This window comes from Parablautia sp. Marseille-Q6255 (assembly GCF_951230155.1).
In the GTDB taxonomy this organism is placed as follows: Bacteria; Bacillota; Clostridia; order Lachnospirales; family Lachnospiraceae; genus Choladousia.
Map to the genome: position 1 here is coordinate 77149 of NZ_CATNVD010000006.1, position 16313 is coordinate 93461.

Consider the following 16313-nt stretch of genomic DNA (forward strand, 5'->3'; position numbering starts at 1 on the left):
CAAAGGCGAGCGTAGAAAAGAGCGTGCCCCGCAAGCCGGGGATGCAGTCAGGTGAGGAGAAGAATGGTAAGAGAATATTATGAGGAAATCTGTGCGGGCAGGGATGTGCGGGCAAATCTGATCGCACTGCGGGACTGTCTGAAAGATGACAGAGACAGGAGAGCATTTGCATATCTTTTAGGCGGCGAGTTTGATGTACTGGTGCGGCTGTTAAAGGATAATGATCCCAAGGTCAGAAAGAATGCCGCGCTTATTCTGGGAAAAATGGAATCGGAAGATCTGCTTCCGGTTCTTTTTGACGCATACCAGACGGAGGAAACGCGTTTTGTGCGTGCAGATTATTTAAAAGCAATGGCGCAGATGGATTACCGGCCATATCTGGACGAGCTGGAGCTGCGCCTGGAGGAGCTGCGTGCGGCCGAGACAACGGATGAGGATGCAAAGCATGTTGCCGGGGAGAGACGTATGCTGCAGGAAATGGTGCTCAGGTACAAAAAAAGCCGGAGACACAGATTTACCGGACAGAATATTCCGTGTGATATGATCCTGGTAACGAACCGGTGTCAGCGGGAGGCGACCGCGTCGCAGATAGAGGGACACAGGATCACGATGCTCGCCGGAGGGATCCGGGTACGGGGGATCACGGCAGGAGAAGTCTGCGGGATCCGCACCTGGAGTGAGATGCTCTTTCCAATCGGAGAACGGACGCTTTCTGTACAGAAGCCGCAGGAGGTAGGCGCTGCGCTGGCGCAGGAGGTTCTGGAGCTTGCAAAGAGGCTCCACAGCGGCAGCACGCCCTTTTTATTCAGGATCGAGCTCAGAGGAAGGATGGCTCCGGAGAAAAAGGGAGGCTACATCAGGAAGGTGTCAGATGCACTGGAGCAGGCGGCAGGCGGCAGTCTGGTCAATTCTGTGACAGACTATGAAATGGAGCTCCGTTTGCTGGAGCGCAGGGATGGCACCTTTGCAGCTATGCTGAAATTCTATACGATTCCGGAAAAGCGCTTTTCTTACCGTCAGGAAAGCGTGGCAGCCTCGATCGCGCCGGTCAATGCTGCGCTTGCGGCAAAACTGGCGCAGCCGTATCTGAAAGAGCGGGCGCAGGTGCTCGATCCATTTTGCGGGGTAGGTACGATGCTTATTGAGCGTCATCGTGCCGTGCGCGCGGGAGCCATGTACGGGATCGACATCTTTGGCGAAGCGATCCAGAAGGCGCATGTGAACACTGCGCTTGCAGGATGTCGTGTCTACTATATCAATAAGGATTTTTTTGAATTTGAGCATGAGTATCTGTTTGACGAGATTTTTACAGATCTGCCGCAGGTGACGGCGGCAAAAGGCACAGAGGAGATAGCGTGCCTCTACGAGCGCTTTTTTGAAAAGGCCTCGCAGCTTTTAAAGAAAGAGGCCGTTATGGTCCTGTATGCGACGCAGCCGGAGCTTGTTCGCAGGGAGGTAAAGAAATATGCGGACTGCAGGATCGAAAAATCTTTCCTTCTGAATGAAAAAAATGGCACGACACTGTTCGTGATCTGCAGGGGGGCGCGATGAAAAAATACATTGGAAATAAAGCCTTCTATGCGATGGTGCTGTCGATCGCAGTACCGATCATGGTGCAGAACGGAATAACTAACTTTGTGGCGATGCTGGATAATATTATGATCGGACGTGTCGGCACGGAGCAGATGTCCGGGGTAGCGGTGGCGAATCAGCTCCTTCTGATATTGAATATCAGCATTTTTGGCATGGTATCCGGGGCGGGGATTTTTGGCGCGCAATACTTCGGAAGCAATAATATGAAGGGTGTGCGTGATACCTTTCGCTTTAAGATCGTTTCCATTATCATCCTTATGGTGGTCAGTATCTGGCTGATGTATGTAAAAGGAGGGGCGCTGATCACCCTCTATCTGCATGAGGACGGGATCACCGGAAGCGCTGATGCGACACTTGGTTATGGCGTGCAGTATTTAAGGATCATGCTGATCGGTATGCTCCCCTATGCGGCGACGCAGATATATGCAAGTACTTTGCGGGAGATGGGAGAGACCGTAGCGCCGATGCGGGCCGGGATCGCCGCTGTAGTAGTGAATACATCGCTCAACTATGTTCTGATTTTTGGAAAATTTGGAGCGCCGTGTCTCGGCGTGGCCGGAGCAGCGATCGCTACGGTAGTTTCAAGATTTGTGGAGTGCACAATGATCATTGTATGGACGCATCGCCGCTCGGAGCGTCTCGTGTTTATAAAAGGAGCGTACCGTACGCTTCGCGTGCCGTCTGATCTGGTGAAAAAGATCCTGATCAAAGGCTCTCCGCTTATGATCAATGAGGTGCTCTGGTCTGTCGGCATGGCTGTTCTTATGCAGTGTTACTCCATGTATGGGCTTGTCGTGATCGCCGGGCTTAATATTGCTTCTACCATATCAAATGTCTGCAATGTCATCTGGCTGGCTATGGGGAATGCGCTGGCGATCATTATCGGGCAGCTTTTAGGAGCGGGCAGGATGGAAGAAGCGAAGGATACGGACCGGAAGCTGATCTTCTTTTCGGTAGCGAGCTGTTTTGCGATCGGAACAATCCTGGTTTTGCTGGCGCCGGTGTTCCCCAGAATCTACAATACATCCCCGCAGGTGCGCAGCCTTGCGATGAAGTTTATTATCATAGGCGCCTGTCTGATGCCGGTCCAGGCATTCCTGCACTCTGCGTATTTTACTTTGCGCTCCGGCGGCAGGACGGTTGTCACCTTTTGCTTTGACTCTGGATTTATATGGGTATGCAGTATTCCGCTCGCATTTGTACTGAGCAGATATTCAGGACTGCCGATCCTGGCGACGTATATCATCTGCCAGTCGGTAGATATCATAAAGTGTGTGATCGGATATGTGCTTGTGAAAAAGGGCGTATGGCTCCAGAATATTGTGGAATAGCAGAAAAAGTAATATAGAAAATTGTGAAAAATACTGCAGAGCGCAGCGTGCGCGATGCAGTATTTTTCGTTGCAAACGAAATGATACGGGGCCGGAGCATGCGTTTTTCTTCATCGCAAGAAAAAATAAAAAAGTAGTTGCTATTTCTAAATGAATATATTACAATAATATTACGAAATGTTAAAAATGAGAAAAACAAAATGTTACATAAAGAGAAATGGATGGGAATCAGATGCGGTTATTGTTCAAATCGGGAAAAAAACAGCCGGGTATACAGGCAGGCGTGCCAAAGCTGGATAAAAGGCTTCTGGAGCGTATTCTGGATTTTGCGCACGGCGTAGAGCCGCTGCATACTCCGGCAGACATACAGATACGTCTCTTTGCCGGAAACGGTATGAGGGCGGGGCGGCAGCACGGCGCTGCTTCGACTTATTACCTGCTTGTGTATTCTGACGACCTTCCACATGCATATATGAATGCGGGCTATATCGCGGGGCAGATTCTGGCATATCTGTGTTTCCTCGGGATTCCGGCAGTGCTTCCGCACAGTGTCCCTGTGTGGGCAAAGGAAGAGCAGGGATATGAATGTCTTACAGCTGTCGCCTTCGGAGAATCCCTTCCTGCAGGACGCTGCCAGAAAAGGGCAGATTCAGAGGAGCTTCCGTGCGTGTACCATGACTATCACGAGCGCTGGTCTGAGGAAGTACTGCGCTACGCAAAGAAAAGGTTTCCGACAGCGCTGCGGGCGGTTCGCGCAGTTCACGAGGATGGACGGATCTGTATTGTGCCGAAAGTGGCTTCAGGCAGAAAAACGTCGCTGGCTGAGCTGGAGGCGGGGATCGCGGCGGCACGCATTATGACGGCGGCAGAGGAGCTGTGGATGGACCTCGCTTTTGTGGATGCAGATGGATCGCGCTGCCTTGTGAGCGTATGCAGGCGGAAGGATCTGGAAAGACTTTGCACAAGGGTGCAGGAGAAGACAGCTGTCGGGAGAAAGGCAGTACCGTCATACAGCTGACAAAGACAGGATTATGGAAAAGAGAGAAGAGCGGCCCCCTCTTAGTGAGGAGCACCGCTCTTTTTTTGAATATCTGTTAAAGCTTTGATCAAGCTTTGTCAACGCTGCCGAGAACGTTTTTGATCTTGTGAGCAACCATATCCTTAACAGCCTGACGAGCCGGTTTCAGATACTGGCGCGGATCGAAGTGATCCGGATGCTCTGCGAAGTACTTGCGGATATTACCTGTCATAGCGAGACGGATGTCAGAGTCGATGTTGATCTTGCAGACAGCCAGCTCAGCTGCGTGACGAAGCTCTGCCTCAGGGATACCGATAGCATCCGGCATGTTTCCGCCGTACTGATTTACCATAGCTACGAACTCCTGCGGTACGGAAGAAGATCCGTGCAGTACGATCGGGAAGCCCGGAAGACGCTTGATGCACTCCTCCAGAACGTCAAAACGAAGTGGCGGCGGAACAAGGATGCCGTCCTCGTTGCGTGTACACTGGGAAGCTTTGAACTTGTATGCGCCGTGGCTTGTACCGATAGCGATAGCCAGAGAGTCGCAGCCTGTTCTGGAAACGAACTCCTCTACCTCTTCCGGACGTGTGTAAGCCTCTTTGCCGGCCTCTACGACTACCTCGTCCTCTACACCAGCCAGAGTACCAAGCTCGGCCTCAACTACTACGCCATGAGCGTGAGCGTATTCTACAACCTGCTTTGTCAGCGCGATGTTATCCTCGAAAGATTTGGAAGAAGCGTCGATCATGACAGATGTAAATCCGCCGTCGATACAGCTCTTGCAGAGCTCAAAAGTATCGCCGTGATCCAGGTGCAGAGCGATCGGAATATCCGGGTTCTCCTGTACTGCTGCCTCTACCAGTTTTACGAGGTAGGTGTGGTTTGCGTAAGCGCGAGCACCCTTGGATACCTGAAGAATAACCGGGCTGTGTAATTCGCCGGCAGCTTCTGTGATACCCTGAACGATCTCCATGTTGTTTACATTGAAAGCACCGATAGCGTAACCGCCGTCGTAGGCTTTCTTAAACATTTCGGTTGTTGTTACTAAAGCCATTGGAATGATCCTCCTTATATTTTAAGTTTGATATCATTATCGTATCTATTTTATCACATATTCCCAGGATTTACGATATGTTTTTCATAAAATTTTTGAAAAAAATCGTTTTTTCGATACGAAAAAACGGAACCTGACGATCAGATTCCGTTTTGAGAGAAGAGCGCGAGACGGGATTCGAACCCGCGACCCTCGCCTTGGCAAGGCGATACTCCACCACTGAGCCACTCGCGCATATGTAATTTTGTTTGCTGGAAGCAAAAGCGCGAGACGGGATTCGAACCCGCGACCCTCGCCTTGGCAAGGCGATACTCCACCACTGAGCCACTCGCGCATATCTGTTTAAGTAGTTGTTCCAGCGAACAGTAGTTACTATACTACAGAAACCATGGGTTGTCAATTACTTTTTTGAAAAAATTTTTAATTTTACATAAAATTACATAAACTTTACATTTTTTACCTTACCTTTGATTTTTTTACATAGATATGATATTCTGATAGTGCTGTAACGGAAAAGCACAAAGCAGCATAAAAATGAATACAGGGAGGATAAAGACTGAGGAGAGGATCATGCAGTCTTGATGGGCAGAACATGGGGATTAACAGTATTATTTCATTATTAGGTGGTCTGGGACTCTTTCTGTTTGGCATGAAGTATATGGGAGAAGGGCTGGAGCTTGCCGCCGGCCCAAAGATGAAGGATCTTCTGGAAAAGCTGACGCGGAACCGGGTGATGGGCTTTTTGCTCGGGGCTTTGGTAACCATCGTGATCCAGTCGTCTTCTGCGACCACGGTTATGGTGATGGGCTTTATCAATGCGGAGATCATGGATCTTGCACAGGCGACAGGAGTGATTTTCGGAGCCAATATCGGGACAACGATCACGAGTGTGCTGATCGCGCTCGACGTATCGGGGATCGCTCCGGTATGTATCTGCCTGGGCGCGGCGATGCTTTTATATGCAAAGCGTAAGAGGAATCGCTATGTGGGACAGGTTATCCTGGGGTTTGGTATTTTGTTTCAGGGACTGCATACGATGAGCGCGGCGATGTCACCGCTGAAGGATTATGCTCCATTTCAGGATTTTATCATGAATGCAAGAAATCCGCTGCTCGGATTTGCAGTCGGGGTTGTCCTGTGCGCGGTGATACAGAGCTCTTCTGCTGCAGTCGGAGTGCTGCAGGCACTTGCCATGCAGGGACTGATGCCGCTGTACTTTGCTTCTTTTATTATCTGCGGGATCAATGTCGGTTCTTCGACACCGCCGCTTCTGTCTGCATTTAATGCAAAAAATAATGCAAAAAGAGCGGCAGTCATTTACCTGATCTTCAATATTGTCGGTGCGGCGATATTTATGCCGCTTACGATCCTTACGCCGCTTACGCAGGTGATTGAGCGGGCTGTGCCCAATGGGATGTTCCAGATCGCGGTATACCATATCCTCTTTAAAATTGTGACAGGCGTGATCCTCTTGCCGCTTGTCAATATGGTGGTCAGGTGGACCTATCATATTATACCGAAGCAGGCGCATGAGAGCGCGTTTTGTCTTGAGTATATTGATAAAAATATGGATGGCGCTCCGGCTGTCATCTGCCTTCAGGTAGGGAAGGAGGTACACCGGATGGCGGAGCTGGTGCGGGAGAATTTTAAATGTGCTTCGGAGGGACTGATCGCGCATGATCTTTCACGGGCAGGACAATTAAACGACAATGAAGAGGTCGTAGATTATCTGGCGTCTGAGATCACAGATTATCTGACAAAGGTGAATTTTGTTGCATTGCCGGCAACTGTATCGCACTATATGGGCTGTGCCTTTCATGTGATCAATGATCTGGAGCAGATCGGCGACCATGCGGTGAAGATCATGGAGCAAAATGAAAAATGTGTGGAGGGAAATTTTCTGTATTCAGAGGCTGCCCAGGCAGAGCTGGAGGAGATATCCAGGCTGGATCTGGAGTTGTTTGACGCAACGCTTGGCCTGTTTGGCGGAGAGGGGCTGACGATGGATGAATGGCAGCAGATCCGCAATAAGGAGCGTCTGATACGCCGGAAGATTTCAGCTGCACAGACGAATCATATGGAGAGGCTGAAAAATAAAGAGTGTTCGTTTGCGCAGGGACTTACCTTTGTGGAAGCGTTGAACAGCTATCTGCGCATGGTGAACCATTCTGTGAATATCGCGGAGGCAAACGGGGCAGAGGCCATATCCGCCTTTGCAAGAGCAGAAACATATGTTAAATGACTTTTTCGTCTGAGAAAAAAGAAAAAGCCGGAGACCTTGCAGCGCCTGATGCGGCGTATCCTGCAAAGCCCCGGCTTTTTTATTGCGCCAGAAAGCAGATCGCTTTCTTCGTGAAGTTATTTCTCGTCGTCGCGCAGCTTTCCGAGCGCTCCGCCCGGATGCCACTTCACATACTGCTGTGGCGTGATATCCTTATCTGCCTGCAGCGCAACGCTGAGTGCCTGAAGGACGAGTGTCTCTGCAAGAATGGACATTCTTGGAGCACGTCCGAGCGGGCCTCCCTCTTTTTTGACGCCGGCAAAGAGGTGGACAGCGCTTTCTTTTGCAAGCCAGGAATCGCGGTTTCCGCTGACTCCGATGATCTTGCAGCCGTTGTTCTTTACTGCAAGGACTGTGGAGCGCATTTCAGCAGTCTCGCCGCTGTTTGAGATAAAGATCACTACATCGCCTGGTACAAGCTGACCGCAGGAGCCATGCACAGCCTCTGTGCCGTGAAGGAAATAAGTCGGGCTGCCCGTCGAGGACATGACGGAGGATATGTAGCCTGCGATATGTCCCGGTTTGCCGATACCTGATACGTGGACGCGGCCGCCGTTTTTCTGTGTTTCGGTGATCAGATCAGCTGCCGCCTCGATCTCACTGTAATCCATCTGGTCAATAAACTCGCTCAGATCATTTTTTACTGTATCAAGAAAAAATGAGTAAGCTTCTTTGCATTTTGTATCCATGATCGTTGTAAGCCTCCTAAATTAAAAAATCATGCTTTTAAAGCTGAAGTATCCGGAACGTGCCCTGTTCTTTCCTGAAGGAAGGACTCTACCTTTTCCAGCGTCGGAAGAGATGGCATAGCGCCCATAGCGGATACGGTAAGCGCTGCTGTATGGTTGGCGAATTTCAGTGTTTCATCGTAGCCCCAGCCGCAGCTTAATCCTACGGAAAGTGCGCCTACGAAGGAATCGCCGGCAGCAGTCGGGTCAACAGCCATGATGTTTTCTGCGCATGGGCTGTAGAAAATGCCATCCTTTTCTGTGTCAAGGATCGCACCGGCTTCTCCGAGCGTGATCAGGACATTTTTTACACCCTTTGCTTTGAGCGCTGCAGTGGCAGCTTTTGCTTCTTCCATATTGACGCCCTTACCCTCGTGGGAGATGCGGATCCCTACCATATCGTACGCCTCGTGCTCATTCGGGGAGATGTACGTCAGGTGAGAGAGCAGCTCGTCGGACAGCGGTGCGCTCGGCGCAGAGTTGAGCATAACGGGAACACCCTTTTCATATGCATAAGAGGCTACCAGCTCATTGATCTCCATCGGGATCTCAAGCTGAAGCACAACGAGATCATAATCTGCGATTTTTTCCTTTAAGAATGCAACATCCTCTGCCGTGATGCTCATATTGGAACCTGACAGGACGATAATACGGTTTACGGTCTGCTTACCCGGAGCCTCCTCAAGGATGATGACGCTGCATCCGGATGGAAGCTTATCGTCATACAGGATATATTCTGTATTGATACCGGCTTCTTTGCAGGTCTTTACCATGTCTTCTCCATTGCTGTCATGACCAAGCTTTCCGACCATTGTAACGTCGGCGCCGAGACGTGCCATTTGTACTGCCTGATTGGCTCCTTTTCCACCGGGAGCCTTTGAAAAGGTACCGCCAAGGACAGTCTGTCCTTCACGCGGGAACACTTCCGTAGTGGCGATCTGATCCATTACAAAGCTGCCGACTACGAGAATTTTTGGTTTTGCCATTGTTTCGTAACTCCTTTCTGTTTGCTTTGCTGCAATAAAGTTAGGATATCAAAAAATATAAGAAAAATCAACAGATGTGCAAAAGATATTTCAGGATATTTGACGGCGTTGTCTCTTTATTATATACTGGTGACATAAAGCAGAGAGAGAAGAGAGAGGAGTAATTTCAGATTGTTTTCAGGAATAAAATTCAGTTACTGTATCATTGCGCTGCTCGGAAGCGCGGTTCAGGCGTTTGGACTTTACAATATCCATTCGCTTTCCGGTGTGACAGAGGGAGGTGTGCTTGGCATGACGCTTCTGCTGGATCACTGGCTGCAGATATCGCCGGCCGTGTCAGGGTTTGTGATGAACGGCGCATGCTACGCTCTTGGGTGGAAGCTTTTGGGCAGGGTGTTTCTGGTATATTCGTTCGTTGCCAGCGCAGGCTTTTCTGTGGCTTACCGGATCTGTGAGCAGTTCGATCCGCTTTGGCCAAAGATCGCGCAGATGCCGCTTCTGGCCGCGGTACTTGGCGCAGCATTTGTCGGCGTGGGAGCCGGGATCTGTGTGAGGGTCGGAGGAGCGACGAGCGGAGATGATGCGCTGGCCATGAGCCTTTCGCATGTGACGAGGGTGAAAGTGCAGTGGATCTATCTGACGAGTGATCTGATCGTGCTTCTTTTATCACTGAGCTATATTCCAGTAAAGCGGATCGCATACTCTTTACTGACTGTGATCCTTTCCGGACAGATCATCGGAGCAGTGCAAAAAATCCCCTCCAGGCGGGGCAGAACACAAAAATGATTGACTTTTACAGGAGATAGTAGTAAAAAATAAGAAATTGATGATATTGATTTAAAGCGGGCTATCAGGGTATCTTATAAAAAAGAAAGAAAAAGAGGGCATGTATGACAAAAAATGAATTTCTTGATGCACTTGGACGGATGCTTAACCGTGAGCTGTCTGAGGAAGAGGTACGCAGCAATGTGAACTATTATGCAAACTATATCGAACAGCAGGTGCGCGGTGGAAAGACAGAGGAGCAGGTGCTTTTGGAGCTGGGAGATCCCAGACTGATCGCGCGTACGATCCTGCAGGTTGACCAGCAAAAGGAAGAGGCATACGGCAGCGGCTACGGTGAAGCACAGGGCTATGATACGCAGACCGTTTATACAGAAAATGCAGACGGTACTTATCAGGAGTCCTATGAAGATGCGCAGGAGAAGAAGGATCCGTTTTCCTCTTTTAACGCAAACGTAAAGGTGCATGGCTTTGGATGGAAGCAGTGGCTGGTCCTGATCCTCGTGCTTCTTGTTATATTCATGATCCTTGGCACAGTTTTTGCAGTTATGTGGCAGCTTTTGCCGTTTATCCTTCTGGGAGCGGGACTGTACTGGCTCTATAAGCGATTTCTGGCGCGATAAGGCACGGCCGGTTTGGATGTTGCGAAAAAAGGGGAAAAATGTTATACTGTTTTGCAGTGCATTTTATAATGAGGCTGTATGAAGCCAAAAAGGAGCGGGAAGAATGAAAAAGATAGAAGAGTATGTCAGAAGTATACCGGATTTTCCGGAGCCGGGGATCATTTTCCGGGATGTGACAAGTATTTTGCAGGATGCGCAGGGGCTGAAGCTCGCGATCGATCTGATGCAGGAAAAGCTGGCCGGTGTGGATTTTGACGTTGTGGCAGGTACAGAATCCCGCGGTTTTATTTTTGGGGTCCCGATCGCATACAATCTGAACAAACCGTTTGTTCCGGTGCGCAAAAAGGGCAAGCTGCCGTGTGAGACAGTTTCTATGGAGTATGCCCTCGAGTACGGCACAGCGCAGATCGAGATGCACAAAGACGCGATCCGTCCGGGACAGAAGGTTGTGGTGATCGATGATCTGATCGCCACAGGCGGTACTGTGGAGGCTGCGGTCAAGCTGATCGAGAAGCTTGGCGGAGAGGTCGTAAAGATCGTATTTCTGATGGAGCTTGCCGGACTGAAGGGCAGGGAAAAGCTTGCAAAATACGATGTAGAATCAGTGATCTGTTACGAAGGAAAATAAAGCAGTCCGGGATGGCGCAAAGCGTCTGGTATTCGGGACCAAAGCTAGAGAAGATGGTGGGTCTATGGCGGTAGATACGAGAACAAAACAGCAAAGAGTCGAAGAAATAAAAAAAGCAGATGCCAGCGTGAAGACGATGGAGGATTTTACGAGCCCTGATATTTTGTATCAGGAGCTGATCGATGGTGTCAGGAAGTATCATCCGTCGGACGACATTTCGATGATTGAAAAGGCGTATCGGATCGCGTATGATGCGCATAAGGATCAGCGCCGAAAATCAGGTGAGCCGTATATTATACATCCGCTGTGCGTTGCGATTATTCTGGCCGATCTGGAGCTTGACAAGGAGACGATCGTCGCCGGGCTTTTGCATGATGTAGTCGAGGATACGGTCATGACCTCCGAGGAGCTCAAAGAGGAGTTCGGAGAAGAGGTAGAGCTGCTGGTCGATGGGGTGACAAAGCTGGGACAGCTCAGTTATTCGGCAGATAAGGTGGAGGTGCAGGCAGAGAATCTGCGCAAGATGTTCCTGGCTATGGCCAAGGACATCCGTGTCATTTTGATCAAACTGGCGGACCGTCTCCACAATATGCGTACGCTCAAGTACATGCGTCCGGAGAAGCAGCGGGAAAAGGCGCGGGAGACGATGGATATTTATGCGCCGATCGCCCACCGTCTGGGTATTTCCAAGATCAAGGTCGAGCTCGATGATCTGTCTTTGAAGTATCTGGAGCCGGAAGTATATTATGATCTGGTAGAAAAGATCGCGCTGAAGCGCGATGCGAGACAGGCGTTTGTCAACCGCATTGTAGAGGAGGTCAGCAAGCATATCGAGGCTGCCGGCATCAAGGCGCAGATTGACGGACGCATCAAGCATTTTTTCAGTATTTATAAGAAGATGGTGAACCAGCAGAAGACGCTGGATCAGATATATGACCTTTTTGCAGTCCGCATTATCGTCGATACGGTAAAGGACTGCTATGCGGCGCTCGGCGTTATCCATGAGATGTACAAGCCGATCCCGGGCCGTTTTAAGGACTATATCGCAATGCCGAAGCAGAATATGTACCAGTCTTTGCATACGACGCTGATCGGACCGAACGGGACCCCGTTTGAGATCCAGATCCGGACGTTTGAGATGCACCGGACAGCCGAGTATGGTATTGCGGCGCACTGGAAGTACAAAGAGGCTGCAGGCGGCAAAAGCGTTGACACGAAGAGCGAGGAGGAGAAGCTCTCGTGGCTGCGTCAGGTGCTTGACTGGCAGATGTCGGACAACCGGGAGTTTATGAGTCTCTTAAAGAGTGATTTCGACCTGTTTTCTGAGAGCGTATACTGTTTTACGCCTTCCGGTGATGTGAAAAACCTTCCAAACGGCTCCACACCGATCGATTTTGCCTACAGCATCCACAGCGCAGTCGGAAACCGCATGATCGGCGCCAGGGTCAACGGCAAGCTGGTGACGATCGATTACGTGATCCAGAACGGAGACCGCATTGAGATCATTACATCGCAGAATTCACGGGGACCAAGCCGCGACTGGCTCAAGATCGTTAAGAGCTCTCAGGCGAAGAACAAGATCAATCAGTGGTTTAAGCAGGAATTAAAAGAAGATAATATCGTAAAGGGCAAGGAGATGCTTGCAGCGTACTGCAAGTCAAAATCGATCGTCCAGTCAGATATTATGAAGCCGGAATATATGGAGCGCGTGCTGACAAAATATGGCTTCCGGGACTGGGATTCTGTGCTCGCGGCACTCGGACACGGAGGACTGAAGGAGGGCCAGGTTGTCAATAAGCTGATGGAAGGCTATGATCAGGACCACAAAAAAGAGGTCACGGATGAGCAGATCATCGAGGCTGTACAAAACGCGAAGGAGGCCGCTCCGGTCCGTGTCCAGAAAATGAAGGGCGGGATCACCGTACAGGGGATCGATGATATCAGCGTCCGGTTTGCAAAGTGCTGCAGTCCGATCCCGGGAGACGAGATCATCGGGTTTGTGACGCGGGGGCGCGGTGTGACGATACACCGGACAGACTGTATCAATATCATCAACCTCCCGGAGGAGGAGCGTGCGCGTATCATTGACGCGGAATGGCAGAAGGATGCGGTCACAGGAGACAAGGGCATGTATCTCGCAGAGATCATGATCTACAGTACGAACCGCACCGGATTGCTGGTCGATATTACGAAGCTGTTTACGGAGAGAAAGATCGACGTGACATCCGTAAATTCCAGAACAAATAAGCAGGGGATCGCGACGATCGCGATGTCCTTTGAGGTATCTGATAAGGATACGCTGAATTATATGATCGAAAAGATCCGCCAGGTGGAGAGCGTGATCGATGTAGAGCGTACGACAGGATGAGCGGTCAGTCCGGACAGCAAAACAATCTCAGACAGCGAAGGGTGAAAGTATGCAGAAGCTTCAGATAGAGACGCTGGTGCTTGGTGCGATGGCGACGAATTGCTATCTCGTTATGCACCGGGAGACAAAAAAACTGATAATCATTGATCCGGGCGCACAGCCGGAACGTATCATCAGCAAAATAGCGCAGATGGACGCGCAGCCGGTGGCAGTGCTTTTGACGCACGGTCATTTTGACCATATCGGGGCAGCCAGATGTGTTGCAGACAGATATGGCATACCGGTATGCGGGCCGGAGAAGGAACAGGAGATTTTTGAGGATACACAGAAAAATCTTTCAGCAATGTTTGGTGATCCTGTGACCGTCAGGCCGGATCAGACATTTTGCGATGGGCAGCAGGTGGATCTGGGAGGGATTGCTGTGAAGGTGATCGCTACTGCGGGCCACACGCTGGGAGGCGCATGCTACTATATCCCGGAGGAAGCGGTACTGTTTTCCGGCGATACGCTGTTTTGCGCAAGCGTTGGGCGGACAGATTTTCCGACGGGCAGCATGAGTGCGCTGCGGGATTCCATCCATACGAAACTGTTTGTGCTTCCGGAGGATACGGCTGTATATCCGGGGCACAATGAAGCAACCAATATTGGCTATGAGAAACGGTATAATCCGTATTAATGAACATGATTACAGTACAGTTAAACAGACAGAATTTTGAATACGATGTACACTCGCTCGTCAAGGCGTTTTATCCGGAGCAGGAGGTACATATTTCCTGTGTCGGTTCTGCAAAGGAGATGCAGACAGACCGGGACATACAGGGAAAAGGATCAGATCAGGAGCCGCTGCGGCTGGTGATCTGCTTTTTGCCGGAAGCATGTGAAGCAGACTGCAAAAGCGCAGATACGGGAGAGGAACAGCGTATTTCCAAGGACGACATTTCGGGGATCTCGGTGCGCTTTGAGACTGCGCAGGGCGTTATGCTTTTTGACGAGGTGTCCGTAGAGCCGGGGACACAGCGCAAAGAAATCAAAAATATCCTGAAAAAGCTTTTATACCAGCTGCTCGTGCGGTATACGGGAGCAGAGCTTCCGTGGGGAAATCTGACCGGCATACGTCCGACCAAAATACCGATGTCGCTTCTGGAGCAGGGCTGGAAAAATTCACAGATCGCACAATATATGCGGGACACTTACTATACGAGCCGGGAAAAGACGGCGCTTGCCATTATGATCGCGAACCGGGAGCGCCATATCATGCAGGACATTAATTTTAAAAATGGATACAGCCTGTATGTGGGGATCCCGTTTTGTCCGAGCATCTGCCTGTACTGCTCTTTTAGCTCCAGTCCGCTGCATCTGTGGAGGGATCAGGTAGATACTTACCTCGACGCACTTTGCAAAGAGATTGATTATGCTTCAGAAGCATTTGCAGGGAAAGAGCTTAATACCGTCTATATCGGCGGCGGTACGCCAACGACGCTGGAGCCATACCAGATGGATCGTCTGCTTACGAAGCTGGAGCAGAGGTTCTGCTTTGATAAGCTGAGAGAATTTACCGTGGAGGCAGGCAGACCGGACAGTATTACGAAAGAAAAGCTTGAGGTGCTGCGTGCGCACGGGATTTCCAGGATCTCGATCAACCCTCAGACCATGAACCAGAAAACGCTTGATCTGATCGGACGCAGACATACCGTAGAGCAGACAGAAGAGGCATTTTATCTGGCAAGAGAGCTGGGGTTTGACAACATCAATATGGATCTGATCGTGGGTCTGCCGGGAGAGGAGCGGGCAGAGGTAGAGCATACGATGCAGGAGGTCTCCAGACTGGATCCTGACAGCATTACCGTACATTCTCTCGCTGTAAAGCGGGCTGCCAGACTGCGCCTGTTTAAGGAAGAGCATAAAGAAATGACGATGACAAATAATGCACAGATCATGGATATGACTGCAGAATACGCACAGAAGCTTGGGCTGTATCCATATTATCTGTACCGGCAGAAAAATATGGCCGGAAACTTTGAAAACGTCGGATATGCAAAGGAAGGTCGGGAAGGCATTTACAATATCCTGATCATGGAAGAGCTGCAGAGTATCCTGGCACTGGGGGCGGGCGCTTCTACGAAGCTTGTATGGGCAAAGGACCGTATCGAGCGGATCGAGAATGTCAAAGATATCAAAAATTATATCGAACGTATTGATGAGATGATAGAGAGAAAGAGGGCGGGACTGCATGAGTGGAACGCATCATGAGTACAGAAAAAAGTACCGCATCATCCGTCCAAGCGTTGTCAATGAGATCGCGCATGGAGTGACCGTCAGCAATCTCGCCTGTCTGGTAGCAAAGGAGCTCGGGCTTTCGCAGGAGGATTGTCATGACCTGGCAGTAGCCGGCTTTTTGCACGATATCGGAAAGCTGGAGCTGGCTCAGTACGTCACAGGCAAGGAGCAGGAGACGCTGATCATCGAAGAGATGCGCTATGTCCGCAGACATTCTGCGCTTGGCGCCGACATCCTTTCCCAAAAAGGGTATTCTCAGAAAATTGTTGATATGGTAAAATCGCATCATGAGAACTGTGACGGATCGGGATATCCCATGAATCTGACGCGGGAGGAGATCCCGTTTGGGGCGCGGGTCATCCGGGTCTGTGATGTTTTTGCAGCTCTGACCTCGGACCGCCCGTATCGCAGTGCGTTTGATGTACAGACAGCGATGCAGATGATGATAGAGGAATCAAAAAATTTTGATATTCAGGTATTTCTGGCATTTATGAATGTAGTACATACGGCAGATCTGGAACAGATACTGGACACATCCGCTCTGGCACAGAGACTGGAGCAGGCATTTGGAGGAGAACGTTCCTTCCTGGAGGATGCGTAACCACACGGCAGATGCCGGGATACCTTATATGAGGAGGAG

General features: G+C 50.2%; 14 protein-coding genes and 2 tRNA genes. 11 read left to right on the forward strand and 5 right to left on the reverse strand.

Annotation, left to right across the window (positions count from 1 at the left end; translation table 11 throughout):
* Window positions 1-63: 63 nt before the first annotated feature.
* The 3 genes from QOX44_RS05900 (at window position 64) to QOX44_RS05910 (ending at window position 3942) form a co-directional block, all read left to right on the forward strand.
* On the forward strand, window positions 64-1551 hold the full coding sequence (locus QOX44_RS05900) for a HEAT repeat domain-containing protein (RefSeq protein WP_283682073.1): 1488 nt from the start codon (window positions 64-66) through the stop codon (window positions 1549-1551).
* Window positions 1548-2924, forward strand: a complete 1377-nt coding sequence (locus QOX44_RS05905; protein WP_283682076.1) for an MATE family efflux transporter — start codon at window positions 1548-1550, stop codon at window positions 2922-2924. Before QOX44_RS05900 ends, QOX44_RS05905 begins: the two co-directional genes overlap by 4 nt.
* A gap of 232 nt (window positions 2925-3156) precedes the next feature.
* Window positions 3157-3942, forward strand: coding sequence for a nitroreductase family protein (locus QOX44_RS05910; RefSeq protein WP_283682079.1), 786 nt, complete (start codon window positions 3157-3159; stop codon window positions 3940-3942).
* An 88-nt stretch (window positions 3943-4030) separates the two neighbouring features.
* Here QOX44_RS05910 and fba read toward each other — a convergent pair whose 3' ends face one another.
* The 3 genes from fba to QOX44_RS05925 all read right to left on the reverse strand — a co-directional run bounded on the left by fba (window position 4031) and on the right by QOX44_RS05925 (window position 5333).
* On the reverse strand, window positions 4031-4999 hold the full coding sequence (fba, locus tag QOX44_RS05915; protein ID WP_283682080.1) for a class II fructose-1,6-bisphosphate aldolase: 969 nt from the start codon (window positions 4997-4999) through the stop codon (window positions 4031-4033).
* Between the two features lie 162 nt (window positions 5000-5161).
* Window positions 5162-5233 (reverse strand) — tRNA-Gly (locus QOX44_RS05920).
* 28 nt (window positions 5234-5261) lie between these two features.
* Window positions 5262-5333 (reverse strand) — tRNA-Gly (locus QOX44_RS05925).
* A gap of 258 nt (window positions 5334-5591) precedes the next feature.
* Here QOX44_RS05925 and QOX44_RS05930 point away from each other — a divergent pair.
* Window positions 5592-7241, forward strand: coding sequence for a Na/Pi cotransporter family protein (locus tag QOX44_RS05930; protein WP_283682082.1), 1650 nt, complete (start codon window positions 5592-5594; stop codon window positions 7239-7241).
* Window positions 7242-7357: 116 nt separating this feature from the next.
* Here the strand turns inward: QOX44_RS05930 and QOX44_RS05935 are convergent, their stop codons facing one another.
* Together QOX44_RS05935 and QOX44_RS05940 are read right to left on the reverse strand one after the other, a co-directional pair.
* Entirely contained in the window at window positions 7358-7969 is a 612-nt protein-coding gene (locus QOX44_RS05935; protein WP_283682085.1) for a KpsF/GutQ family sugar-phosphate isomerase, read from the reverse strand.
* Window positions 7970-7998: 29 nt separating this feature from the next.
* Window positions 7999-8994 (reverse strand): ribokinase, encoded by a 996-nt coding sequence (locus QOX44_RS05940; RefSeq protein WP_283682086.1) that lies wholly within the window; start codon window positions 8992-8994, stop codon window positions 7999-8001.
* Between the two features lie 171 nt (window positions 8995-9165).
* Between QOX44_RS05940 and QOX44_RS05945 the strand changes: the two genes are divergently transcribed.
* The 7 genes from QOX44_RS05945 to QOX44_RS05975 all read left to right on the forward strand — a co-directional run bounded on the left by QOX44_RS05945 (window position 9166) and on the right by QOX44_RS05975 (window position 16274).
* On the forward strand, window positions 9166-9780 hold the full coding sequence (locus QOX44_RS05945) for a YitT family protein (protein ID WP_283682088.1): 615 nt from the start codon (window positions 9166-9168) through the stop codon (window positions 9778-9780).
* 104 nt (window positions 9781-9884) lie between these two features.
* Window positions 9885-10400, forward strand: a complete 516-nt coding sequence (locus QOX44_RS05950; RefSeq protein ID WP_283682090.1) for a DUF1700 domain-containing protein — start codon at window positions 9885-9887, stop codon at window positions 10398-10400.
* A 103-nt stretch (window positions 10401-10503) separates the two neighbouring features.
* Window positions 10504-11028 carry an adenine phosphoribosyltransferase gene (locus QOX44_RS05955; protein ID WP_283682092.1) on the forward strand — a complete coding sequence of 175 codons (525 nt, stop codon included), beginning with the start codon at window positions 10504-10506 and terminating at the stop codon, window positions 11026-11028.
* A 64-nt stretch (window positions 11029-11092) separates the two neighbouring features.
* Complete coding sequence (locus QOX44_RS05960) at window positions 11093-13396, forward strand: RelA/SpoT family protein (RefSeq protein WP_283682093.1); 2304 nt, start codon at window positions 11093-11095, stop codon at window positions 13394-13396.
* A gap of 49 nt (window positions 13397-13445) precedes the next feature.
* Complete coding sequence (locus QOX44_RS05965; protein WP_283682094.1) at window positions 13446-14072, forward strand: MBL fold metallo-hydrolase; 627 nt, start codon at window positions 13446-13448, stop codon at window positions 14070-14072.
* A gap of 5 nt (window positions 14073-14077) precedes the next feature.
* Complete coding sequence (hemZ, locus tag QOX44_RS05970) at window positions 14078-15646, forward strand: coproporphyrinogen dehydrogenase HemZ (protein ID WP_283682175.1); 1569 nt, start codon at window positions 14078-14080, stop codon at window positions 15644-15646.
* A complete protein-coding gene (locus QOX44_RS05975; RefSeq protein ID WP_283682095.1) occupies window positions 15627-16274 on the forward strand; it encodes an HD-GYP domain-containing protein in 648 nt (215 codons plus the stop codon). Before hemZ ends, QOX44_RS05975 begins: the two co-directional genes overlap by 20 nt.
* Window positions 16275-16313: the final 39 nt, after the last annotated feature.

Excerpts from the sequence above, each read along its gene's own strand:
- QOX44_RS05900 (WP_283682073.1), top strand. The coding sequence starts at position 64 with ATGGTAAGAGAATATTATGAGGAAATCTGTGCGGGCAGGGATGTGCGG.
- QOX44_RS05905 (WP_283682076.1), top strand. The coding sequence starts at position 1,548 with ATGAAAAAATACATTGGAAATAAAGCCTTCTATGCGATGGTGCTGTCG.
- QOX44_RS05910 (WP_283682079.1), top strand. The coding sequence starts at position 3,157 with ATGCGGTTATTGTTCAAATCGGGAAAAAAACAGCCGGGTATACAGGCA.
- fba (WP_283682080.1), bottom strand. The coding sequence starts at position 4,999 with ATGGCTTTAGTAACAACAACCGAAATGTTTAAGAAAGCCTACGACGGC.
- QOX44_RS05930 (WP_283682082.1), top strand. The coding sequence starts at position 5,592 with ATGGGGATTAACAGTATTATTTCATTATTAGGTGGTCTGGGACTCTTT.
- QOX44_RS05935 (WP_283682085.1), bottom strand. The coding sequence starts at position 7,969 with ATGGATACAAAATGCAAAGAAGCTTACTCATTTTTTCTTGATACAGTA.
- QOX44_RS05940 (WP_283682086.1), bottom strand. The coding sequence starts at position 8,994 with ATGGCAAAACCAAAAATTCTCGTAGTCGGCAGCTTTGTAATGGATCAG.
- QOX44_RS05950 (WP_283682090.1), top strand. The coding sequence starts at position 9,885 with ATGACAAAAAATGAATTTCTTGATGCACTTGGACGGATGCTTAACCGT.
- QOX44_RS05955 (WP_283682092.1), top strand. The coding sequence starts at position 10,504 with ATGAAAAAGATAGAAGAGTATGTCAGAAGTATACCGGATTTTCCGGAG.
- QOX44_RS05960 (WP_283682093.1), top strand. The coding sequence starts at position 11,093 with ATGGCGGTAGATACGAGAACAAAACAGCAAAGAGTCGAAGAAATAAAA.
- QOX44_RS05965 (WP_283682094.1), top strand. The coding sequence starts at position 13,446 with ATGCAGAAGCTTCAGATAGAGACGCTGGTGCTTGGTGCGATGGCGACG.
- hemZ (WP_283682175.1), top strand. The coding sequence starts at position 14,078 with ATGATTACAGTACAGTTAAACAGACAGAATTTTGAATACGATGTACAC.
- QOX44_RS05975 (WP_283682095.1), top strand. The coding sequence starts at position 15,627 with ATGAGTGGAACGCATCATGAGTACAGAAAAAAGTACCGCATCATCCGT.